Here is a 23508-nt window from a genome sequence, read left to right as displayed (position 1 = left end):
GATGACTATGGAAAATGTTCGGAAGTATTTCAAACGCGATATCAGTTGGTTATCTTTCAATTACCGGGTATTGATGGAGGCCATGGACAAGACGGTGCCGTTGTTCGACCGCATCAGGTTTCTGTCGATATACCAGTCGAATCAAGAGGAATTTTATCGCGTGAGGGTTTCGGAGTATCACCAGATTCTGTCGGACTCTGCGAAAAGCGACGAGGAGAAGGAGCAGGCCGAGCGTACCTTGGAGTCGATTAACCGGGAAGTCAACCAGCAGGTCGACGACTTCAACAAATTCTTTTTCAACGACATCATCCCCGAACTCGAGCGCGAGGGTATGGTGCTGTACCATCAGGAGAAAATCGAGGAGTGCCACCGGGACGAGGTGCGTAACTTCTTTAAAGAAGAGGTATTCCCTTTCTTGCAGCCGGTGTTGATATTGAAAGACGACATCGTCTCTTTCCTGCGCGACAACCGGCTCTACCTGGCCATCAAAATGTATCGGAAGAGCGAACGCAACAACCCCGACCGACAACCGTTCTATGCCCAGATAAAGATTCCGTTCAGCAAAGTGCCGCGGTTTATCAAGCTCACTCCGCACAACGGAAAGAACTACGTGATGTTTATCGACGACATGATTGCCTTGAACCTCGACATCGTCTTCCCGGGATTCGACATCGACTCGCACTATGCGATACGGGTCTCGCGCGATGCCGACTTTTCCATCGAGCCCAAAGAGGGGGCCAACATTGTCGATGCCGTGCGCAAGCGGGTCAAGAAACGCAAGATAGGCAACGCCAACCGGTTGGTCTACGACGGCTGCATGCCTCGCGACATGCTGGAGTATATCTGCGAAGCCTACGACATTCCACACGGCCAGTGCATCCGCTCGAGCCGGTATTTGAATCTGGAGGATCTGACCAAGCTACCCAACCTCACCGGCAAGGTATTGAGCGAGACACTCCCCTCGCCCATGCGGTTACCCATCTTCGACAATGCGCCATCGATGTTCGAGGTAATTCGTCACCGCGACTTTCTGATACACTTCCCCTATCAGTCGTTCGACTACCTCACCCGGTTCCTGACCGAGGCTGCCGAGAACCCGGCCGTGACTGAAATAAAACTCACACAATATCGGGTAGCCGAAAACTCCGAAGTGATAGACCGGTTGCTCTACGCCGCCAAACAGGGGAAACAGGTGACGGTATATGTCGAAATCAAAGCCCGGTTCGACGAGGAGAACAACATCATCACCTCGGAACTGATGCAGGAGTCGGGTGTTCGTGTCGTATACAGCACCCCGGGATTGAAGGTCCATGCCAAGGCCTTATTGGTCAAGTGTGCCCCTACCGACGGCTCTCACCCCCAAGCCTATGCTTTCATGAGTACCGGCAACTTCAACGAAGACACAGCCCGCATCTACTCCGACATGGGGCTGTTTACCGTCAACCGCGCCATTACGAGCGAACTCGACAAGCTCTTCTCCATACTCGACGGTTCTTCAAAAGACCGCGATTTCAAGACGTTGCTCGTGGCCCAGTTCAACATGGTCGACGAGTTGAAACGGAAAATACGTTTCGAGATGGAAGAGGCCCGTCAGGGACGGAAGGCACACATCATTCTGAAAATGAACGGCCTGCACGACACGGGCATGATTGATGCCCTCTACGATGCCAGCGAGGCAGGCGTACACATCGACCTGCTGGTGCGCGGCATCAACTGCCTGGTACCCAACCAGCCTTACAGCCGCAACATACACATGACGCGCATCATCGACTCGTACCTCGAGCATGCCCGCATCTGGTACTTCTATGCCGGGGGACGCGAAGAGGTATATCTGTCGTCGGCCGACTGGATGCGCCGCAACCTGAACCGCCGCATCGAGACCGCCGTACCCATTTTCGACCAGCATATCAAAAACGAAATCCTGTCGGTCATAGACCTGCAGTTGCGAGACAATGTAAAAGCCTGCCGCATAGACGAATATCTGGGTAACCAATATGTCCGCACACCAGGCCCACCCATACGCTCGCAACGGATGTGCTTCCACCTGCTGGAGCAGTACTCTACCCCCGACTCTGCTGCGGGCATGCCCGAGATATTTATCAGCTAGCTACTGCTCTTGTCGATATTAAGTTAAAGAACAGGTACAAGGCTCCAATAATTCCGAACAAAAGAATAAAGATTATTATACGTATATTATTCTTTTTATATACTTTTGTCCTGAAACAAAGATCTAAAATTATGAAACGAATTGTACTCTTATGTCTTATCGGAATGTCGATAATACCTCTGTCGGCTCAGACTCTGAAAAAGCAGAACCAAATGTTGAAGGATTCGATCGGTGTCATGCAAAAAGTCATCGACGAAAAGACAACCGCCAATCAGACATTGTCGCAGGAAAACTCGACCCTCAAAAGCAAACACGCACTACTCCTGGCTACTAAAGACTCGCTTGACGGAGCACAGAAAAACTTGTTGGGCAAATACAAGGAGCTGTCGGTCGAGAACGACCAACTGAAAGATTCGCTCTTTGTCTATCGCAACCAGAACAAAGCATTACGTAATCAGGTAGACAGCCTTAACACTTCGCTGGTAAACCTCACCAACGAGATGAACGCCAAACTCGAATATCTGGCTCGTCAGGAAAAGATTTGGAAACGCAGCAAATACTTTTATATCGCCTATGGTATGACCTCGCTCGACCGAGGTAACGGACAACCGAAATTGAACAGCGATTTTGCATTCTCTATCGGACGTGGCAAAACCTATTACCTGCACAAAAAACCGCTTCTGGGTATGATCAAATTCGGTTTGGACTGGACCTTCTTCGACATTGCCGTAGCTCAATACGAAGAGGAAGACGGACTCTATACCCGGGACGACAGTGATATTTACAAAGGAGAAATCTCCATGCAGTTCGGCCCCTCGATTACCGTCAACCCTATCGACTTCCTGAAGGTCAATCTCTATTTCCGCTATGACCCCACCTACTCGATGATGTTCAATACCGACGGCAACGAGTTCAAAGGCAACTACGGCTCTTACTTCAATACCGGTTTGGCTGCTTCATACAAAGTTATCTCGCTGGGCTATGAATACCGTTGGGGTTCTACCTCGTACAAAATCGACGACGAGAACCAGACCTGGAAAACGTCGGGTAACTACTTCTACATCAGTTTCCGGTTCTAACATCGAAGAAGAACTCATATCATGCCGGCCGGAGTTTCCTTTCGACCGGCATTTTTTATCCATTCGTTTCTTCTGTCCCGGCCCCAAACATTTCACAAACATCGTGTGTTTATAAAAAGGCCGGCAACAGGCTCAGTGACGAGAAATACATTCATCCCCATCCATGGGGATCATAAATATTTTCATACCTTTGAATCGGCCAGACTATCGCACATGTTCTAACTTAATATACAGCAACAATGAAACGATTATTTTCCTTACTGATTGCAGCTGCCGCTATTGCTACACCACGGCTATGGGCGTGCACGGGAATTACCCTCACGGTAAAAGACGGCTCCAAAATCGTAGCCCGTACCATCGAATGGGGCGGCAGCGACTTGAACAGCCAATATGTGATTGTTCCCCGCGGATACGAACAACGCTCCTATGTACCGGGCGGGCAACAAACCGGCATGAAATTTACAGCCAAATATGGCTATGTGGGATTGGCCGTAGAGCAAAAAGAGTTTGTAGCCGAAGGACTGAACGAAGCCGGATTGTCGGCCGGGCTCTTCTACTTTCCCAATTACGGACAATACGAAGCCTATAACCCGGCACAACAAGCCTCGAGCATGGCCGACCTGCAACTGGTTGCCTGGATTCTGGGCAACTTCGCCACTGTCGACGAAGCCATCGAAGGACTGAAAACGGTGCACGTCGTATCGATAGACCCGCGGGCCTCGACGGTCCACTGGCGCATGACCGACGTAACAGGCCGCCAAGTGGTGCTGGAGATTATTGCCGGCAAGATGCAATTTTATGAAAACAAGCTGGGGGTACTCACCAACTCGCCGGGCTTCGATTGGCAAATGACCAATCTCAACAACTACATCAACCTCTATCCGGGAACGACCGAACCCAAGTCGTTCGGCGACATCAAGCTATCCTCGTTCGGTGCCGGCAGCGGATTTCTGGGTCTTCCCGGCGACATCACACCGCCCTCCCGCTTTGTGCGTGCGGTCTTTTACCAGACCACCGCTCCACAGTCCCAGTCTGCAATCGAAGCCGTTACCGAGAGTTTCCACATTCTCAACAACTTCGACATCCCCATAGGAGCTGAGTTCACGACCGGTCAGACTCCTACCGACATCCCCAGCGCTACGCAATGGACTTCGGCTGCCGACATGGCCAACCGCCTGCTCTACTACCGCACCATGTACAACAGCGCCATCCGCTGCTTCGATCTGAAGAGCATCGACTTCGGTCGGGTCAAATATCAGGTACAACCGCTCGACACCGTCAAGCAACAACCCATACAGACTATTCGAATCAAATAACCTGCGAGCTGCAAGTTGCAGAAAACAAAACAGCCGGTCACCACTCGGGTGACCGGCTGTTTCCATATCGTTGCAATCGATTTAATGCTCCTCTTTTACACCGGCAAGTTCCGGGTCAATCATGATACGTCCGCAGTATTCGCAAACGATAATCTTTTTACGCATCTTGATGTCGAGCTGTCTTTGAGGCGGAATGCGGTTGAAGCAACCACCGCAAGAGTCGCGTTGGATGTAAACCACAGCCAGACCGTTACGGGCATTCTTGCGGATGCGCTTGAAGGCAGCGAGCAAACGGGGCTCTACCTTGTTCTCGAGTTTCTTGGCCTTCTCTCTCAACTTCTCCTCGTCCTGTTTCGTCTCCGAAACGATTTCGTCGAGTTCGCTCTTCTTCTCGGCCAGGATATGCTGACGATCCTGCAGCGTCTCTTCCGAAGCAGCCACCTCTTTGCTCTTGGCCTCTTGTGCGGCAATGTATTCGTTGATACGTTTCTCGCACAACTGAATTTCGAGAGTCTGATACTCTATCTCTTTCGAGAGGAAGTCAAATTCGCGATTGTTGCGCACATTGTCTTGCTGCTTGGTATATTTGTCGATAAGCGTTTGGGCGTTTTGTATTTCTACTTTTTTGGCCGCTACGGCAGCTTTCAGGTCTTCAATCTCGGTATGGTAGTTTTTGATACGCGTTTCAAGACCGGCGATCTCGTCCTCAAGGTCCTGAACTTCGAGAGGCAGCTCACCTCTCAGCGTCTTTATTCTATCGATCTCCGAGAGAATGGTTTGCAAATCGTACAGTGTTTTCAACTTCTCTTCCACTGTATATTCTTTTTCAGCTTTTGTTTTGTCAGTAGCCATACGTTACAAATAATTTATCGGATTTGTATCTACTTGTGTAGAACGGATTGCAAAGGTAGGGAATTTTTTTTGAATAATCTCACAAAAAATCTCTTTTGTATATTGTTCACTCTCATAGTGACCGATTTCGGCCAGCAGGATACGCGACTCATATTCGAAATAATCGTGATACCGTATCTCACCCGTCACAAACATATCGGCTCCGACGGCAACGGCTCTCGACATGAGCGATGCTCCGGCACCGCCACACAGGGCCACACGCGAAATCTTGCGCCCGTGCAGAGGCGAATGCTTCACACAACCTACCGCAAAGGTATCTTTCAGCTTCTCCAGCACCAGCAGTTCGTCGGCCGGTTCAGGCAAATTGCCCACCACTCCGGCCCCCACCTGCTCCCAGCGATTGGCCAGGGGTATCCAGTCGAAAGCCGGTTCTTCGTAGGGATGGCTTCGCTTCAAGGCGGTCTCGACGGCACCCTGCATGTAGGCGGGCACGATTACTTCGAGTCGAGTCTCGGGCTCGCGATGCTGCTCGCCTATCGTACCGCAATAGGGATGAGCCTGCACCCCGGGACGATAGGTACCCTCGCCCTCCTGACCGAAACTGCACTGGTCGTAATTACCGATATGTCCAGCCCCGGCCTCGAACAGAGCGGTTCTCACCGCTTCGACATGAGAAACAGGCACATAGGTAACCAGTTTCATCAGCAACCCGGGCATGGGGTCGAGCACCCGCACCTCAGTCAAGCCCAACTTGCGGGCCATTCTGAACGAGACACCGCCAGGAGCATTATCGAGATTGGTATGGGCGGCATAGATGGCTATGTTGTGTTGGATTGCCTTGATGACAATACGCTCGACATAGCTCCTCCCCGTAATCGATTTCAGCCCCTTGAAGAGCAGGGGGTGATGCGACACAATCAAGTTATAGCCCAAGGCGATAGCCTCGTCGACAACCCCTTCGGTCACATCGAGACACACAACCGCTCCCGAAACCGGATGAAACCGGTTGCCCACCTGCAACCCGGCATTGTCGTACGACTCTTGCCAGGCGACAGGTGCTACCGACTCGATGGTCTCTATAATATCATTTAGAATTACCACGTGCTGTTAATCCTTCAAATCTACTTTGATACACAATTCGTTCAATTGCGAGTCGTCCAGCGGCGACGGTGCATTGAGCATGACATCGCGACCCGAGTTGTTCTTGGGGAATGCGATGCAGTCGCGAATCGAATCAAGACCGGCAAACATCGATACCAGGCGGTCGAGACCGAATGCCAGACCTCCGTGAGGAGGAGCTCCGTATTTGAAGGCATTCATCAGGAAGCCGAATTGAGCCTCGGCCTGCTCTTCGGTGAATCCCAGCAGGCGGAACATGTGGTCTTGCAACTCGCTGTCGTGAATACGGATAGAACCGCCGCCCAGCTCTACGCCATTGATTACCATGTCGTAGGCATTGGCCCGCACGGCTCCTGTATCGGTATCGAGCAGGGGAATATCTTCGGCCTTGGGCGAGGTGAAGGGGTGGTGCATCGCATAGAAGCGTTGTGTCTCGTCGTCCCACTCGAACAAGGGGAAGTCGATAACCCACAGCGGAGCAAAGGTATTCTTATCGCGCAAGCCCAGACGCGAACCCATCTCCAGACGCAGTTCGCACAGTGCCTTGCGGGTCTTCATCGCAGGACCGGCCAGAATCAGCAGCAGGTCGCCCGGTTTGGCTCCGAAGCGTTCGCCCCACTTCTTCAGGTCGTCGGGCGAATAGAATTTGTCGACCGACGACTTGGGATTCCCATTCTCGTCGAAACGTACATAAATCAGGCCCTTGGCTCCGATTTGCGGACGTTTCACAAAGTCGGTCAACTCATCGAGTTGTTTGCGCGAATAGGTAGCACAACCCTCGGCACAGATACCGCCCACATACTCGGCACTGTCGAACACCCCGAAGTTGTGGCCCTCGGTCAAATCCTTCAGTTCGACAAAGCGCATGCCGAAACGCATATCGGGTTTGTCGCTACCGTAGTATTTCATGGCATCGGCCCACGTCATGCGCAAGAACGGCTCGTTGAACTCGATACCGCGGATTTTCTTGAACAGATGCTTGATCATGCCCTCGAAGATATTGAGAATATCCTCTTGCTCCACAAACGACATTTCGCAGTCGATTTGCGTAAACTCGGGCTGACGGTCGGCCCGCAGGTCTTCGTCGCGGAAACACTTTACAATCTGGAAATAGCGGTCGAAGCCCGACACCATCAGCAACTGCTTGAGCGTTTGCGGCGACTGCGGCAATGCATAGAACTCGCCCGGATTCATTCTCGACGGCACCACAAAGTCGCGGGCACCCTCGGGAGTCGATTTTATCAGCACAGGCGTCTCTACCTCGAGGAAGTTCAACTCGTCGAGATAACGACGAACCTCGAAGGCCATCTTGTGACGCAACTCGAGATTGCGGCGTACAATGGGACGGCGCAAGTCGAGGTAACGGTACTGCATGCGAATATCGTCGCCGCCATCCGACTCGTCTTCGATGGTAAAGGGCGGAGTTTCTGCGGTATGGAGCACCACCAGTTTTTCGGCTATGATTTCAATGTCGCCCGTCGGCAGATTGGCGTTCTTGTTCGAGCGCTCGGTCACGGTACCCGTCACCTGTATCACATATTCGCGCCCCAGTTTATTGGCCTGGTCGCACAAACCGGCGTTGGTCTCCTGGTTAAATACCAACTGAGTGATACCGTAGCGATCGCGCAGATCGACAAAAGTCATACCACCCATCTTACGGCTGCGTTGCACCCAACCGGCCAGGGTTACCTGTTGGCCCACATGGCTCAATCGCAGCTCTCCACATGTATTCGTTCTATACATTGTTATAGGATTTATATGTTTTGTTGTTATTGATTTCGGTTACTCAACGGCATTCGGAACAGCCCGAATGTCCTTGCAAAATTAAAATAAAACATCGGTAAACAGGTATGTTTCCCCCAAGAATTTGATAAAAATGTAAACGTATTATTGCCGATACGAAAAAAAGCAGTAAATTTGCCCTGCCCAAAAAAGAGAGGGCCATTGCTTGTTTCGGGGTGTAGCGCAGTCCGGTTAGCGCACCTGCTTTGGGAGCAGGGGGTCGTGGGTTCGAATCCCGCTACCCCGACAAAACAATAAAGGCATTGGCAATCGTTGTTCATGCGGTTGCCAATGCCTTTTCTGTTTCACCCATCTCCTCACTCTACCCCACTCCATTTGTATTCTTCCCTGGCGGGAAAAAAAAGAAAGGTTATCCGATTCACATCGGATAACCTTTCGAGAGAGGCAGTCTTTTTCAGACTGATTATAATCTAAAACAATCTTAGATTATTTTTTGATCATCTTTTGGTTGCGAATTACGCGACCGTTTTGCATCTTCACTACATAAACACCGGCAGAGAGGTCAGATACATTAGCCGATTCGGGGTTGTTCTTCAAGAACTTAACGAATTGACCGTCGGCAGTGTATATCCAAGCCTTTTCTACGTTGTTGAAATAGATCATGTCGCTGGTAACGGTAGGATACATCGACGAAACAGCAGAGAGACCACCGTTTTCGTTGACTACGTTCTCGATACCCGATACTTCGTTCATTTCAGGTTCGTCGGCAACACCTTGGTCGCGGAATTCGGTATAGCTTGCAGCCGGTTCACGACCAGCATTCGAGCCAGAAACTTCAACCGGGAAGTCGATCGAGAAACCTTTTTGCGTGCCGCCCGTGGGACCGGGGTGCGGGAACCATGCATCGGAGAATACCATACGCAGACGAGTCGTACCCACTGCAGCATCCTCGGGAACATTGATGATGAAGGTCGAACCCGATACGATCGAGTCGGTACCGGCATTCAGCTGACCAACCTCGAAGAGTTTTTCGTCGGTCGTAGCATCGAACTCGTAGTTGATATCCCAGTCCATATAAGCAACACCGAAGCAGTACTTGAGGTTATCGTCCAAGTTGGCACCTTTGAGAGTCAAGGTTACTTTCTGACCTTGCTCAACTTTCAGTACATAGTCCTCGGCGAAGAGGTAGTTTTCACCACCTACAGAGTCGCTTCTCGAGTAGTCGATGTTTTGAGTAGCACCGGTCGTCTTCACTTCGGCAATGTAACGAGTTCTCAAAGCGGTCTCGTAACCATCGGCAGCCGAGTTGATGTACGTCGGAGGATATTGCGAGTTGGAAGCCTCGGGCAAAGTTTCGGTAGAACGTGCGATGTGAACCCATTCGATGGGCGAGTAGGTCTTCATGTCTTTCGATACCGAACGGATACCTACATAAGGATCGTCGTTTTCGTTTGCGAATTGGATGTTACCAATATAAGCCGACCAGGTAGAGGTACGACCTACTTCCGATACACGGCCGTCTTCGCCATTCTTGTAGAAGAGTTCGAAGTGGTCGATATTCACCTCGTCGTTGTAAATTATACCATAGTCTTCACGAGCGGGCGAGAAACCGGCAGGATCAACTTTCCAAGTCAGTTTCACCGACAACGAAGAGGTAGTCTCTTCTTTTACTTCGGCGATGATGCTTTCGCCATCGATGCTGGCCGGAGCCGAAGCAGCACGGTCGTCGCTCAGCATGAGTTGACCAATCATGATCTTATAGTCGTCATTGGCAGCCGAACCTTTTACACGGAAACCGATGTATTCGATTACATCGCCGGCGTTAATACCGGTAAGAGCAATCTCTTTCTCTTCCCAGGTTGCACCAGCCAGGTCGCCTACGGGGAATTCCATCCAGTTCGAATCGTCGAATTTTCTCAAGATGAGGTAGAGGTTCGAAGCGTTGGTACCCTCAACACCCGTCTTCACAGCAATTTTAGCTTTAGGATTACCAGCCGAAACATTCAGTTTGGCACGATACAACCATACGTCGGCACCCGTCGAAGTGGGAGTACCTTTCAGGCGCAACGAAGAACCACCGATGTAAGCATCTTCGTGAGTAAACTCGGCCTTGATGTCGTTAGAGAGGGTTTCGGTACCCGTGTTGTAGATGACCCAACGATAGGTAGGTACATAGTCTTGCTGACCCATATTGTACCAGCTACCCAGTGTCTTTTTACCTTTGTAGGCATAGAAATCACCGTTACCCAGCGTGAAGTTGGTGTTGAAAGGCAGGTCGCCTTGGATAGCCGTACGCTCGGGAATGAACGAAGCCAGACCGCAGAACGAGGTCAACTGTTGGTCGATACCAACAGAGGGAGATACTTGGAAGTTACCGGCCGAGTTCGAGACAACCGGACGATTCAGCGGCGTGCGGTTAGCACCCGAGAATACCTTCTCCAACAGCGTCTGATAGTTGGATTGCAACTCCATCAGCGAGTTACCTACCGTATATTGGAAGATACGGCTCACTTTGTGTTCGCCCCACAGACATACACCACACTTCTTGGATTGCTCATCTTGGTTCAGAGCGGTCCAACGACGGTTCAAAGTTACCATCCATACACCGGCGTAGAGACCGTCGGCAGAACCCATGGCCTGCTCGGCAGTCGTTACAGACGAAGCCATATTCCACGAGAAGTCATTGGCAGCATAGTTCAGCATCAGGTCGGCCGTCTTACCGGTCTCTTTTGTACCAAATACAGCATCCAAGTTGTAGCTGGTCAACGACGACATGCTCGTATAGATACCGATGTGGAAGCTGTCGAAACCAATCTCATCAGCTCTTTTGTAAAGGGCTTTGTGGAAATTAACTACGTCGGTTTGTTTGTAGCCTTCGTCCTCGAAGTTGTAGTTGATACCGTCGAGACCCAGATAAATCAAGGCATTCAACAGGGCATCGACATAACGGAACGAACCGTCGTCATTCTTGGCCGTAATAAAGTCAATATATGCACTCGAGGTTGTACCCCAGCTTTCGAAGAACTTGATACCCGAGAACATGTGGGTACCGTTTTTGTGAGCGGCATCGGCCCACGAACCGGGAGCTTGCAGAATGCTGTGGTTCCAAGCACCATAGAGGTTGGTGTAGTTCCACATGGAGTAAACGTCGTTGTGGAACTCGGCACTGGGATAACCACCAATCAGGTCACCTTGACCGGTAGGAATGTTCATCCACAACCGACGGGTAGGATACACATCGGGAACGATGTTTTTCGTGGCATCCTCCATGATGGCGGCAGGACGCACGTGCGAACGCGAGAACTCCAGGTCGAGATTGAAACCGGCAGCCTCAAACTCCTCCTTGGTAGGATATTTGCGGCCCTCGTCGGCTGCCTTGGCAAAGAGCACGAGCAGCTGATCGTCGTCCCATGGAGTAAAGTCAAAAATCTCAGTCGATGCAGACGCGGGGTAGATTACATCCTGTGCCTGCACGTTTACGGCTGTGCCTAAGAGCAGAGCCGCACCGAATACGGTAAACTTCTTCATGATAAAAACATTAAATTAAAAAAAAGATTGTGTTTTTTGTTATAGCGAGGAGCGGGGAAGCGACCCGAGGGGGTTCTCCCCCGCTCTTTGACTATACTGGTTAAATTTAGGAATTAGAAATTGGAACCGGCTACGTCCCACCATACACGAGTACCTTGCGTATCGCTACCGCCCAATGCTTCGATACCCGAGGCGGTGATATCGGACATACCTACCGACGTATCACGACCGGGCAGAGGTATCTTGCGGATAATATCGCCCTGTACCAGGCTACCGTCGCCATCCTCTACGTTCAGCACCTCGAACTGTTTGGGATAGCCGGTGCGGCGCATGTCGTTCCAAGACTCATAAGAGTACGGGAAAGCGGCAATGTACTTCTGGGTAATGATTTTCTCGAGTTTCGTCTCTTGCGAGTCACCTTCGTTCCACTTCACACCGATGGTGGTCACGCTCTCGGCATCGTAGCTGTGATCGTACTGATCTACATATTTATAGGCCACAGGAGCTTCGAGGCTCATGTACTCGTCGACAGCATTGGGATAATAAGTAGACATCAGACGGTGTTCTACCTGAGCGTTGCGGATACCTTGCTCGTAGAACTGTTGAGCGCTACCGCCCATGTTCCAACCACGCAGAGCACCTTCGGCACGCAGGAACTCAACCTCCGAAACCTTCATCAGATAGAGCGGAGCCATAGCCATCTCACCATTGTTTTTAATGGACGAGTAAGCAATGCGGAAGTTGTCCTTGTAGGCCTGACCCGGAATCATACGGATACCGGCACGCAGACCCATGATGCGGGTATTGGCTTGCATGATGTCGTTGGGGTCGGACGAGTTGACAACGATATTGCTGTTCTTGTCGAACACATACTCCAGATAGGGGTGCTTGAGGCTGGCGAGCAGGCTCTCGAACGAAGCGTTCAGACGGGTATCACCCCAGTTGTTGGCAATCTCGAACAAGGGGTTGGTATAACCCATCACCATGGGGTCGAGCAGCAACTCTTGGGCAGTAGTCTCTACAACACCGGCTTGAACAGCCTCTTCGGCCCATTTCTGAGCTACACTGGGTTGAACCTTCACGGTGTGCATGGCCATACGCAGTTTCAACGAGTTGGCCAGGCGGCACCACGATGCTACGCTCTTGTCTTGAGTCATCACATCGTATTGACCCAAAATAGATTGTACACCGGCTTTGTACCAGTCGGGACGACTGTCGAAGTGCTTCAAGCAGGCGTTGATGGTATCGAGGTTATCTACGATAGAAGCGTAGATATCGGCCATCTTGTTGAAGGTAAAGGGGTTGCTCTCCTTGTTGGACTTGTGGTCAACATAAGGAATAGAACCGTAGAGGTCTACCATCTCTTGAGACGAATAGTCGAAGATCAACAGACCGATAGCTTTCATTTCGGGAATCGAGTCGATCATGGGGTGGTTGATCATGTTGGCAATGTTGTTCTTGATGCTGAGGAATGCACCATAAGGGCCATCGCAATAGTCCTGGTTGTAGGCATAGGTCGAGTTGAGCAGACCGCCGCCGCCGTGCGAGAAATTGTGAGGTACTACAAAATAACCGGCATAGTTGTCGACCGTGATGTTGTAAACATACTGGTATTGGTGCGGACCCGGGGTCTGACCATCTTTACCACCACGCAGGTAGTATTGGGCTGTCTTCATCTGGGCAAAGTATTGCTGCAAATCGGACATAGCATCGTTGAAGCCCTGCTCCGAAATCACTTTCCGATAGTCGATGCTATCGGCTTTACCTCTGTACACGACCGGATCCAAATCGGTCTGACCGCCGGTAAAGGTATCGGTAGGCATATCGAAATCCAAACACGAGTGCAAGCTCGCAGCAGCGAGCATGGCACAAAATGCCGTTAAAATGGTTTTTTTCATATTTCTATCTTAATTATTGGCTACTTACTTAAAAATCAATTTTCAAATTCACACCGATCGAACGGGTTGCCGGCATATTGAAGATATCGAATGCACCCAAACCGTTTTTGGTCGAGAGGGCAATATCGGGATCAACCGGAGCATCCTTGTAGATGAAGAAGAGGTTACGACCGATAACCGAGAGTGACAGGTTGCGGATAACGCCACCGAAGAGGTTGCGGAAGGTGTAACCCAGCGAGAGCTCGGCCAGACGGAAGTTGGTAGCATCGTATACATATTGCGAACCCATGTAGTTACCACCTACGGTCTGGTAGTATTCCTGGATAGGAGCCACGTTGCCGTCGGGCATAATCATACCCGGTTTCGTTACCGATCCGTCGGGCGAAGTCCATACCAGATTGTGAGCGGCAGCGTAGTCGCGAGCGTCGCCTACCCGTTTCGAAACGCCTTGATAGTCGAGGTAAGCCTCGGTAAGCGAAATGACTTTACCACCGATGCGGCCGTTGATCAGGAAGTAGAGCGAAAGGTCTTTCCAGGTGAAAGTGTTACCCCAACCCAGTTGGAAATCGGAGTTCATGTTGCCCAGATAAACAAAGTCGGTCGTACTTACCTGGGGAGCACCTTCGGAGCTCAACCAGATGCTGCCGTCAGCATTGCGACGGAAGTCGAGGGCGTACATGTCGCCATACGAACCACCTTCGTCGTAGCGAACCACGATGTTACCACCGGCAATCTTCTGCTCGAGTTTGGCAGGGTTGCCTTGGTCGTCCTTGAAGGTTTTTACAATCTTGTTGTCGTTGTACGAGAAGTTAACCGAGGTTCTCCACATCCAGTCTTTCGAGAAGTTGAGCGAGTAAGAGAGCGTGGTCTCGATACCTTGGTTGCGAATCATACCGGTATTTACAGGTTTCAACTTACCACCCGTAGTCGTCTGCAGGAAGTAACTGTTGCAAAGTTGCGTGTGATAGTAGGTCAAATCCCAGTTGAGGGCACTCTCGAAGAGCGATACATCGAAACCGGCCTCGAACGATTTGGAAGTTTCGGGCAGCGGGTTGTCGAAGTAGCCGTAGGTCGACGATGCGATGGCACCGGTAGCCAGGTTCTCGGAACCCATGCTGAATACCTCGTTGGGAATCGAGTTACCTACCTCACTATACGATGCGCGCAGCTTCAGGTGAGTGATGAACTCGGGCATGGTGATGTATTTGTGCATCAAGGTGTTGGCACCTACCGAGAAGTAACCGTAGTTATCGGGCGTACCACGATACTCGAACTGTTTGAAGGCACGATACCAGTCTTGACGGTAGCTACCTTCCAAGTATACATAATCTTTATAACCGATTTGACCGGTGAAGAAGAGACCCTTGTCCCAGTTGGACGAGAGGCTGTAGGTAGTTACGTTACCGGCACCCCACGAAGCGGTGGGTTCGAAGAAGTTGATGCGGGTAGGCAGCTCGTTCATCGAGGTGTAGGAGAAGTAGGTAGCGCGGTTCCACATCTTTTGAGTTTCGCCTTTCACCGTGTGCCCTACCCAACCGGCCGATGCCGAAATCGAGAAGTCTTTGATCTCTTTGTTATAGCTCAACATGGCATCTACATAGATGTCGTTGCTCCACAGGAGGTCTTGACCATACATACCATAGTCTTCCATCGTGGCTACGTTCCAGGTTGTGGCGTAGCGGTTGGTGAAGCCTTTGTATTTGGCGCGGTCGATATTCAAACGACCTTGAGCTTTCAAGCCGGGGATAATTTCGTAGCTGGCCGAAATGTATCCGTAGGCACGCTCTTCGGTATTCTCGCTCCGGTTCATGCCGGTAATCCAGTAGGGGTTGTTGTTACCCGGCGAGAAGTAGGCCCACTGTTGCATGGGACCCGACAGTTGAGCAGTACCGTTGGCAATCCATTGTCTCTGTTCGTTGTAGTAACCATAGATATTCGAGGTCCAGGTGCCTTGGCCCATGTAGTTCTTGCGATAGTAATCCATGTCGATGTTACGCGGCATGCGATACAGGTCGTACAAGGGGTTCATCACCGTACCACCTCCGGGACGATTTTTGGTCGTAGCGTGTACATAGTTCAACGACAGGTCGATGTTCAATTTCTTTTTGAACAGCGAGTAGTTCTGACGGAACGAGAAGGTGTTACGTTGGTACGAGTTGTTGGGCACCATACCGTCGGAGTAAGAGTTGGCATACGAGAAGTAGGAACGAACCTTCTCGGTACCACCGCTTATCGAAACCGAGTTGTTGTAGGTAGCACCCGTCTCGAAGAAGTCGGAAATATCGTTCTTGGTATAGTTGCGCAGGTGAGCACCCTGGTAAGCAAGCTCTTCGGCCGTCATGTCCGACACCTTCTTACCCCAGCTCGTGGTAGAGAGCTGATTGGCAGCCACGTTGACATCGGCACCGTAGGTGTTTTGGATTTGGGGGAGAACCAGCGGCGACTCGAACGTCACATTGGAGTTCACGCTCACCGAGATGCTACCCTCTTTACCACGCTTGGTGGTAATCATCAGTACACCGTTGGCAGCAGCACTACCGTACAGGGCGGCGGCATTGGCACCTTTCAGAATGTTGATGCTCTCGATGTCATCGGGGTTCACCAGCGAAAGAGCATCGCCACCCTCGGCCGTGCTCGAATAGGTAAGAGAGTTACCATCGCTGCTCCATGCCGAAGCGGCACCACCAATCTGGTTGGTCATAGGAATACCGTCGACCACAATCAGCGGGCTGTTGTTACCCATAACCGATTTGTTACCACGCAACAGAATCTTGGAAGTACCACCGGCACCACCGGCACTCTGTGTAATCGTTACACCGGCAGCCTTACCTTGCAATGAGTTTACAAAGTTGGCATCCTGTACTTTCATCAACTCGTCGCCTTTGATCTCTTGAGTAGCATAGGTCAGCGACGACTCCTTACGGGTAATACCCATGGCGGTTACCACCACCTCGTCGAGCAACTTGTCGTTGCTGTCCATCACTACATCAATCTTGCTCTGTCCGTTGATAGCTTTCTTTATCGTCTCATAGCCGATATACGAGAACTCCAACTCGTTGCTCCCCGCGGGAACTTTAATCGAATAGTTACCGTCGATATCGGTTGCTACGACTACGTTGGTACCCACAACCTTTACGGTAAGACCGATAAGAGTCTCGCCCGAGGGGTCGGTAACCGTACCCGTAACCACTTTCGTACCTGCGGCTACATTCTGATTTACACTCTGGGCTTGTGTCGTACTCGACGCCACAGCCGGGGCTGCACTGGCATGCGCAGCGGTACCGATTCCAAAACCTGAAACCAGTACAAAAGCTACAATAATTGCTTTTAGATTTCTTCTATACATACGTGCATTTATAGGTATTCGAATACTAAAAAAAATTTACCTCTCTCATTAAAAAAACTATTACTTAATCTCCATAGGCTTTATATATTATCATTATGCTATTTTTATTCAAGAAAAGCTATCACTTGTAAAAACCCATACAACAAGTTTTACACGTTCCAAATAGAAAACGCTTGCAATATATAAATATTTTTTTGATTTCCCTGCAAAAAAAGAAATGTTTTTTTCATGATTCGTTCTTCTGGCATATTATACATTATATATAGTTTGCTATTTTTTCTCACGATATATTAAATAACTCCATTTCCCGATTTTCCCCTAGTAAAAAAAAATATTTTTTTTCTATTTTGTGTAATCATGGTACGAAGAGTCAATTTGTTAAAATTTAAATTCATTTATATTCAGTAATTTAATCACTCAACAGAAGCATCTTTTTTAAGTAAAATAAAATATGTTCTTTTTTGTAAATTGATTTTTTACAAAAAAAGGGCCTTTATCAAATTTTAGCCGCTGCAAATATCCGATTTAAGTTGGAATAAAACAAAAAAAACTCCATTTTTCGCGATTCTTTTTCTAAATATTGCAATAGAATAACGCATATAAAAGGGAAAAAGTGTATTTTTGCAAACCATTCCATTCTTCATTAAATTAGGATTACTGTGTTTCGACACTAAAAAACAACGAATTAAATTTTATGACAAAACTTTCTTTTGAGAATATTCGGCGCACGGCCCGAAGAATCGGTGGTTACATTTTGCTGCTACGAGAGCAACTTCGCCGCATTTCGTTACGCTCGTGGATATATATAGGTATAGCCCTGCTTCTGATATGCGGTGGCTTATACTGGTTCTTGCGACCGGCACCTCCGGCTCCCAACCTGCCGATTGTAGAAGTAGAGCCCGTGAAGACCGACGATGTAGAGATTTATGGCGAATATGTGGGTCGCATCAGAGCCCAGCAGTTTGTCGAAATACGGGCCCGGGTCGAGGGCTTCCTCGAGAAAATGCTTTTCGACGAAGGCACCTATGTAAAAAAGGGTCAGCCACTTTTCATTATCGACCCTAAACTGTACCAGGCCCGAGCCAACAAAGCCAAAGCTCAGTTGAACAAGAACAAGGCTCTGGCCCTGAAAGCCGAGCGTGACCTGGAGCGTATACGCCCCCTCTACCAGCAGAATGCTGCCAGTCAACTCGACCTCGACAACGCCATCGCTTCGTACGAGAGCGCCAAGGCCGAGGTGGAGATGAGCGAAGCCGACCTCACCCAAGCCGAAACAGCATTGGGGTATACAACCGTAAGCTCGCCCATCTCGGGTTACATATCGGAACGTAATGTCGACATAGGTACCCTCGTGAGCCCGGGTGGACAGTCGCTGCTGGCTACGGTGGTCAAGAGCGACACGGTGCGCGTAGACTTCAGCATGACGGGGCTAGACTACCTGAAAAGTAAAGCCCGCAACGTGAATCTGGGACAGAAAGATACAACCCGCACGTGGGAACCCTATATCACCATCACCCTGCCCGACAACTCGGCCTACCCGCAACGGGGTATCGTCGACTTTGCCGACCCGCAGGTCGACCCGCAAACCGGTACCTTCTCGGTTCGTGCCGAGATGCCTAACCCCGAGCACATCCTGCTGCCGGGACAGTTTACCAAAGTGCGACTTCTGCTCGATGTACGGGAAAAAGCGGTCGTAGTACCTACCAAGGCAATCATTATCGAAAAGGGCGGCGCCTACATCTTTGTCGTAAGAACCGACAGCGTAGCCGAACGCCGGATGGTCGAACTCGGTCCCGAAGTGGGTAACAACGTAATCATAGAGCGTGGCCTTGTCCCCAACGAAAACATCGTTGTAGAGGGATACCACAAACTTACCCACGGCGACAAGGTGATACCGGCCATTTATCGAGAAGAGTCCAAAAAAGAAGAAAGTCCCAAAAATTAGTGCATTATGAAATCGGACTTCTTTATTGACAGGCCCATATTCTCGATTGTTATTTCAATCGTGATCGTAATTGTGGGTGTATTGGGCCTTATCCTCCTCCCCATAGACCAATATCCCCAGATTGTTCCCCCGGTAGTCAAGGTCTCGGCCTCCTATCCGGGAGCGAGTGCCCAAACCGTTACCCAAGCCGTAGCCACACCTATCGAGCAGGAGTTGAACGGTACCCCCGGTATGCTCTACATGGAGTCGACCAACAGCAACTCGGGTAGTTTTTCGGCAACCATCACCTTCGACATATCGACCGACCCCGACCTGGCGGCCGTAGAAATACAAAACCGGGTCAAGCAGGCCGAAGCCCGTCTGCCGGCCGAGGTGGTACAAAACGGCATCTCGGTAGAGAAGCAGGCTTCGAGCAAGCTGATGACCGTTACGCTGCTGTCGAACGACCCGAAATTCGACGAGATTTATCTGAGTAACTACGCGACACTCAACGTAGTAGATGTGCTGCGACGTGTCAAGGGCGTAGGTAGCGTGTCGAATGTCGGCAGTCGCTACTACGCCATGCAAATATGGGTTCAACCCGACCGACTGGCCAACCTCGGACTCACGGTCGAAGACCTGCAAAAGGCCCTGAAAGACCAGAACCGGGAATCGGCTGCCGGTGTGCTGGGTCAACAACCCATCGAAAACATCGACGTGACCACCCCTATCATCGCACAAGGGCGATTGTCGTCGGTAGCCGAGTTTGAAGAGATTGTGATTCGGGCCAACCCCGACGGGTCGCTGACCCGCTTGCGCGACGTGGCCCGCATCTCGCTCGAAGCCCAGTCGTACAACACCGAGAGCGGTATCAACGGCGGTAATGCTGCCGTGCTGAACATCAACATGTTGCCGGGAGCCAACGCCATGGAGGTAGCCAAATCGGTGAAGAAAGAGATGGAGGCTATCAGCCGCAACTTCCCCGAAGGCATTTCCTACGAGATTCCGTTCGATATGACCTCCTACATCTCGCAATCGATCAGCGAGGTGTATCACACCTTGTTCGAGGCTCTTGTTCTGGTTATTCTGGTGGTATTCCTCTCCCTGCAGAACTGGCGGGCTACCCTTATCCCCGTGATTGCCGTACCTATCTCGCTGATCGGTACCTTCGGTATCATGCTGGCATTCGGGTTTTCGCTCAACATGATGACTCTGTTGGGTCTCATTCTGGCTATCGGTATCGTGGTCGACGACGCCATTGTGGTAGTCGAGAATGTCGAGCGTATCATGAATGAAGAGCACCTCGACCCCTATACCGCCACCAAAAAGGCAATGCGGGGACTGGGCAGTGCCATTATTGCCACCTCGCTGGTATTGTGCGCCGTGTTTGTGCCTGTGAGCTTTCTGGCCGGAATCACGGGTCAGCTCTATCGCCAATTCACCATCACCATTGCCGTATCGGTGCTCATCTCGACCGTGGTCGCCCTCACGCTGAGTCCGGCCATGTGTGCCCTGCTGCTCCGTCCGGCCTCGGGTAAAAAGAAAAACAAGGTATTCCGCTATATCAATCTGTGGTTGGGACTCGGAAACCGGCTTTACGAGCGACTCATTCGCAAGGGCCTGAAAAATCCGCGCCGGGTGCTGGTAGCCTTCGGGCTCTCCCTGATTGCCATCTGGCTGCTCAACAAGGTAGTACCGCAAAGTTTCATGCCGCAGGAAGACCAGGGATACTTCACCGTAGAATTGGAGTTACCCGAAGGGGCTACCCTCGAGCGTACCCGGGCAATAACCGACCGGGCCATGAACTATTTGATGTCACGCAAGGATGTAGACTATGTGCTCAACGTAACCGGCTCGAGCCCTCGTGTAGGTACCAACCAGTCACGCAGCCAGTTGACCGTTATTCTCAAACCGTGGGAAGAGCGCAAGTCGTCGAACCTGCGCGAAATCATGGAAGAGATTCGTGAAGAGCTGAATACATATCCCGAAAGCAAAGCCTACCTGAGCACGCCGCCCGTTATCCCGGGTCTGGGTAGTTCGGGAGGTTTCGAGATGGTACTCGAAGCCCGTGGCGACGCTTCTTACGAAGACCTGCAACGAGCGGCCGACACCCTGCTCTACTACGCTTCGCAACGTAAGGAAATCAGCGGCCTCTCCTCATCGATTCAGAACGATATTCCCCAGCTCTATTTCGATGTCGACCGCGACAAGGCTCAGATGTTGGGCGTGAAAATCTCCGATATATTCTCGACTCTCAAAACCTTTACGGGGTCGATTTATGTCAACGACTTCAACATGTTCAACCGCATCTATCGGGTTTACATCCAGGCCGAAGCCCCCTACCGGGCTCACAAGGAGAATCTGGGCCTATTCTTCGTCAAGGGCAGCAACAACGCCATGATACCCATCACGGCCCTCGGCACTACTTCGTACACGACCGGCCCGGGTACGATACGACGGTTCAACATGTTCACCTCGACTACCATATCGGGCGAAGCGGCTCCGGGCTACAGCTCGGGCCAGGTGATGACCATCCTCGAGGATATTGCCAAGAAGCACCTCCCCTCCAACATCGGTGTGGAATGGAGCGGCCTCTCCTATCAGGAGAAGCATGTAAGCGGACAAACCGGCTATGTGCTGGCACTGGCCCTGCTCTTCGTCTTCCTGTTCCTGGCAGCCCAGTACGAGAGTTGGTCTATCCCGGTAGCCGTGATTCTGTCCCTGCCGATTGCCGGTGTGGGAGCCTATCTGGGCAACTGGATATGCGGGCTCGAAAACAACATCTACTTCCAAATCGGTTTGGTCATGCTCATCGGTTTGGTGGCCAAGAACGCCATCCTTATCGTCGAATTTGCCAAAGAGGAGGTGGAGAAAGGCAACAACGTAGTCAATGCGGTAATCAAAGCCGCACACCTGCGGTTCCGCCCCATCGTAATGACCTCGTTGGCCTTCATCCTCGGTATGTTGCCGCTCGTCTTTGCCAGCGGTCCGGGTTCGGCCAGCCGACAAGGCATCGGTACCGGCGTATTCTTCGGTATGATTGTGGCCATCACGATAGGTATTATCTTTGTTCCCCTGCTCTTTGTATGGGTATACAAGCTGAAATTTAAACTGATGAAACGATGAAAGAGACAAAAATAGTTCTATTCATACTGCTGGCCGCGTTGCTTCTGAACGGTTGCTCCATCCAGAAGCGCTGCCAGGCGCCCGAGCTCAATCTGCCGGACGAAATCATCGCGGGAGAAAACGATACCCTCACGCTGGCCGATATGGCCTGGTGGGAGCTCTACTCCGACTCGACCCTGAGCAAACTCATCGACAAAACGCTGAACAACAACCGCAACATGCGGGCAGCCGAAGCGCATATCCGACAAATGGAGGAGTTGTACCGCGTGAGCAAGGCGTCGCTGTGGCCCTCGATCGGAGGCCAGGTATTTGCCGACCGCGAGACCAATGCCTACTACGGCGAAAAGACCAGCATCGAACCCGAACTCAGCCTGAAAGCCTCGCTGAGCTGGGAAGTAGACCTGTGGGGCAGCCTGCGCTGGAGCAAGAAAAAAGGAGCAGCCGAATACCTCAATTCGGTCGAAGCTGCACGGGCCATGCAGATGACTCTGATTGCCGAAACGGCCACCGCCTACTTCGAACTGGTTGCACTGGACCAAGAGCTCGAAATTGTGTTGCAGACGGTCGAGACCCGCGAGGAGAGCGTCAACCAGGCCCGCCTGCGGTTCGAGGGTGGTCTCACCTCCGAGACGGCCTACCAACAAGCTCAGGTGGAATTGGCCAACGCATCGGCCCTCATCCCGAATCTGGAACAGAAAATAGCCTTGAAAGAGAATCAAATAGCCGTTCTGTCGGGAGAATATCCTTCAAAGATAGAACGGAAAAAATTTGACCTCAACGCCTCGCTTCCCGAAGAGATTCCCATAGGTCTCCCCTCTACTCTGCTGCAACGACGCCCCGACGTGCGACAGGCCGAACAGCAGCTCAAATCGGCCATGGCTTCGGTAGGCATTGCCTATGCCGACCGTTTTCCCAGGCTGACCATCAATCTGGTGGGTGGTTTCGAGAACGACGAACTGAGAGGCTACTTCCAATCGCCCTTCTCCTACGTGGCAGGCAATCTGGTAGCCCCGCTCTTTACCTTCGGGAAGAAGAAGGCGCAATACAAGGCTGCCCTGGCGGCATACGACGAAAAGCGCTATGCCTATGAGCAGAAGGTGCTCGAGGTCTTTCGCGAGGTCAACGATGCCGTCATCACCTACCAGAAGAAGCGGCGCACTTCGGAGTTGCAACTCAACCTCTACGAAGCGGCCCAAAAATATGTCGACCTGGCTCAACTGCAATACCTCAACGGGGTAATCCGCTACATCGACGTACTGGATGCTCATCGTAACTTCTTCGACGCTCAAATCGGGCTGAGCAATGCCATACGCGACGAATATCTGGCCATGGTCAATCTCTACAAGGTATTGGGCGGAGGCTGGAGCACACAAGCCTATTAAACACAGGCCGAGACCAATATAGTATAAAGAAAATGAGGGTGACCCAAAAGTCAAAGACTTTAAAGGGTCATCCTTTTTTGTTTGGATT

The 23508-nt window shown here is 51.0% G+C and carries 12 protein-coding genes and 1 tRNA gene; 7 read left to right on the top strand and 6 right to left on the bottom strand.

Going from position 1 to position 23508, the window contains the following annotated elements; all coding sequences use genetic code 11:
• The first annotated feature begins 7 nt into the window (after positions 1 to 7).
• From ppk1 to NW211_RS11085, 3 genes are all read left to right on the top strand, one after another.
• Positions 8 to 2107 (top strand): polyphosphate kinase 1, encoded by a 2100-nt coding sequence (gene ppk1, locus NW211_RS11095; protein WP_258327898.1) that lies wholly within the window; start codon positions 8 to 10, stop codon positions 2105 to 2107.
• Positions 2108 to 2238: 131 nt separating this feature from the next.
• Positions 2239 to 3186, top strand: coding sequence for a hypothetical protein (locus NW211_RS11090; RefSeq protein WP_258327897.1), 948 nt, complete (start codon positions 2239 to 2241; stop codon positions 3184 to 3186).
• A 239-nt stretch (positions 3187 to 3425) separates the two neighbouring features.
• Positions 3426 to 4502, top strand: coding sequence for a choloylglycine hydrolase family protein (locus NW211_RS11085; RefSeq protein WP_258327896.1), 1077 nt, complete (start codon positions 3426 to 3428; stop codon positions 4500 to 4502).
• Between the two features lie 81 nt (positions 4503 to 4583).
• On the opposite strand, the gene NW211_RS11080 is transcribed toward NW211_RS11085, so the two are convergent.
• From NW211_RS11080 to aspS, 3 genes are read right to left on the bottom strand one after another with little or no spacing between them, the layout of a single operon-like run.
• Positions 4584 to 5354, bottom strand: a complete 771-nt coding sequence (locus NW211_RS11080; RefSeq protein WP_087407491.1) for a zinc ribbon domain-containing protein — start codon at positions 5352 to 5354, stop codon at positions 4584 to 4586.
• A 3-nt stretch (positions 5355 to 5357) separates the two neighbouring features.
• Entirely contained in the window at positions 5358 to 6455 is a 1098-nt protein-coding gene (locus tag NW211_RS11075; RefSeq protein WP_258327895.1) for a Nif3-like dinuclear metal center hexameric protein, read from the bottom strand.
• A gap of 6 nt (positions 6456 to 6461) precedes the next feature.
• Complete coding sequence (aspS, locus tag NW211_RS11070; RefSeq protein WP_258327894.1) at positions 6462 to 8216, bottom strand: aspartate--tRNA ligase; 1755 nt, start codon at positions 8214 to 8216, stop codon at positions 6462 to 6464.
• A gap of 211 nt (positions 8217 to 8427) precedes the next feature.
• Here aspS and NW211_RS11065 point away from each other — a divergent pair.
• Positions 8428 to 8502 (top strand) — tRNA-Pro (locus tag NW211_RS11065).
• Between the two features lie 200 nt (positions 8503 to 8702).
• Here the strand turns inward: NW211_RS11065 and NW211_RS11060 are convergent.
• The 3 genes from NW211_RS11060 to NW211_RS11050 form a co-directional block, all read right to left on the bottom strand.
• Positions 8703 to 11744: a T9SS type A sorting domain-containing protein gene (locus NW211_RS11060; RefSeq protein WP_258327893.1), complete on the bottom strand. Its 3042-nt coding sequence runs from the start codon at positions 11742 to 11744 to the stop codon at positions 8703 to 8705.
• A 113-nt stretch (positions 11745 to 11857) separates the two neighbouring features.
• Positions 11858 to 13642, bottom strand: a complete 1785-nt coding sequence (locus NW211_RS11055; RefSeq protein ID WP_258327892.1) for a SusD/RagB family nutrient-binding outer membrane lipoprotein — start codon at positions 13640 to 13642, stop codon at positions 11858 to 11860.
• Between the two features lie 28 nt (positions 13643 to 13670).
• Positions 13671 to 16988 carry a SusC/RagA family TonB-linked outer membrane protein gene (locus NW211_RS11050; protein ID WP_258327891.1) on the bottom strand — a complete coding sequence of 1106 codons (3318 nt, stop codon included), beginning with the start codon at positions 16986 to 16988 and terminating at the stop codon, positions 13671 to 13673.
• Between the two features lie 694 nt (positions 16989 to 17682).
• Between NW211_RS11050 and NW211_RS11045 the strand changes: the two genes are divergently transcribed.
• The 3 genes from NW211_RS11045 to NW211_RS11035 are packed head-to-tail and all read left to right on the top strand — an operon-like array spanning position 17683 to position 23420.
• Complete coding sequence (locus tag NW211_RS11045) at positions 17683 to 18933, top strand: efflux RND transporter periplasmic adaptor subunit (protein WP_087407497.1); 1251 nt, start codon at positions 17683 to 17685, stop codon at positions 18931 to 18933.
• 6 nt (positions 18934 to 18939) lie between these two features.
• Positions 18940 to 22038 (top strand): efflux RND transporter permease subunit, encoded by a 3099-nt coding sequence (locus NW211_RS11040; RefSeq protein WP_258327890.1) that lies wholly within the window; start codon positions 18940 to 18942, stop codon positions 22036 to 22038.
• Entirely contained in the window at positions 22035 to 23420 is a 1386-nt protein-coding gene (locus NW211_RS11035) for an efflux transporter outer membrane subunit (RefSeq protein WP_258327889.1), read from the top strand. Before NW211_RS11040 ends, NW211_RS11035 begins: the two co-directional genes overlap by 4 nt.
• The last annotated feature ends 88 nt before the right edge of the window (positions 23421 to 23508 follow it).

The organism is Barnesiella sp. ET7 (assembly GCF_024733785.1).
Taxonomy (GTDB): domain Bacteria; phylum Bacteroidota; class Bacteroidia; order Bacteroidales; family Barnesiellaceae; genus Barnesiella; species Barnesiella merdigallinarum.
The sequence above is the reverse complement of the archived record's forward strand: the minus strand, read 5'-3'. Positions and strand labels throughout refer to the sequence as shown.

Excerpts from the sequence above, each read along its gene's own strand:
- NW211_RS11035 (WP_258327889.1), top strand. The coding sequence starts at position 22,035 with ATGAAAGAGACAAAAATAGTTCTATTCATACTGCTGGCCGCGTTGCTT.
- NW211_RS11050 (WP_258327891.1), bottom strand. The coding sequence starts at position 16,988 with ATGTATAGAAGAAATCTAAAAGCAATTATTGTAGCTTTTGTACTGGTT.
- NW211_RS11080 (WP_087407491.1), bottom strand. The coding sequence starts at position 5,354 with ATGGCTACTGACAAAACAAAAGCTGAAAAAGAATATACAGTGGAAGAG.
- NW211_RS11040 (WP_258327890.1), top strand. The coding sequence starts at position 18,940 with ATGAAATCGGACTTCTTTATTGACAGGCCCATATTCTCGATTGTTATT.
- NW211_RS11060 (WP_258327893.1), bottom strand. The coding sequence starts at position 11,744 with ATGAAGAAGTTTACCGTATTCGGTGCGGCTCTGCTCTTAGGCACAGCC.
- NW211_RS11090 (WP_258327897.1), top strand. The coding sequence starts at position 2,239 with ATGAAACGAATTGTACTCTTATGTCTTATCGGAATGTCGATAATACCT.
- NW211_RS11045 (WP_087407497.1), top strand. The coding sequence starts at position 17,683 with ATGACAAAACTTTCTTTTGAGAATATTCGGCGCACGGCCCGAAGAATC.
- NW211_RS11085 (WP_258327896.1), top strand. The coding sequence starts at position 3,426 with ATGAAACGATTATTTTCCTTACTGATTGCAGCTGCCGCTATTGCTACA.
- NW211_RS11055 (WP_258327892.1), bottom strand. The coding sequence starts at position 13,642 with ATGAAAAAAACCATTTTAACGGCATTTTGTGCCATGCTCGCTGCTGCG.
- aspS (WP_258327894.1), bottom strand. The coding sequence starts at position 8,216 with ATGTATAGAACGAATACATGTGGAGAGCTGCGATTGAGCCATGTGGGC.
- ppk1 (WP_258327898.1), top strand. The coding sequence starts at position 8 with ATGGAAAATGTTCGGAAGTATTTCAAACGCGATATCAGTTGGTTATCT.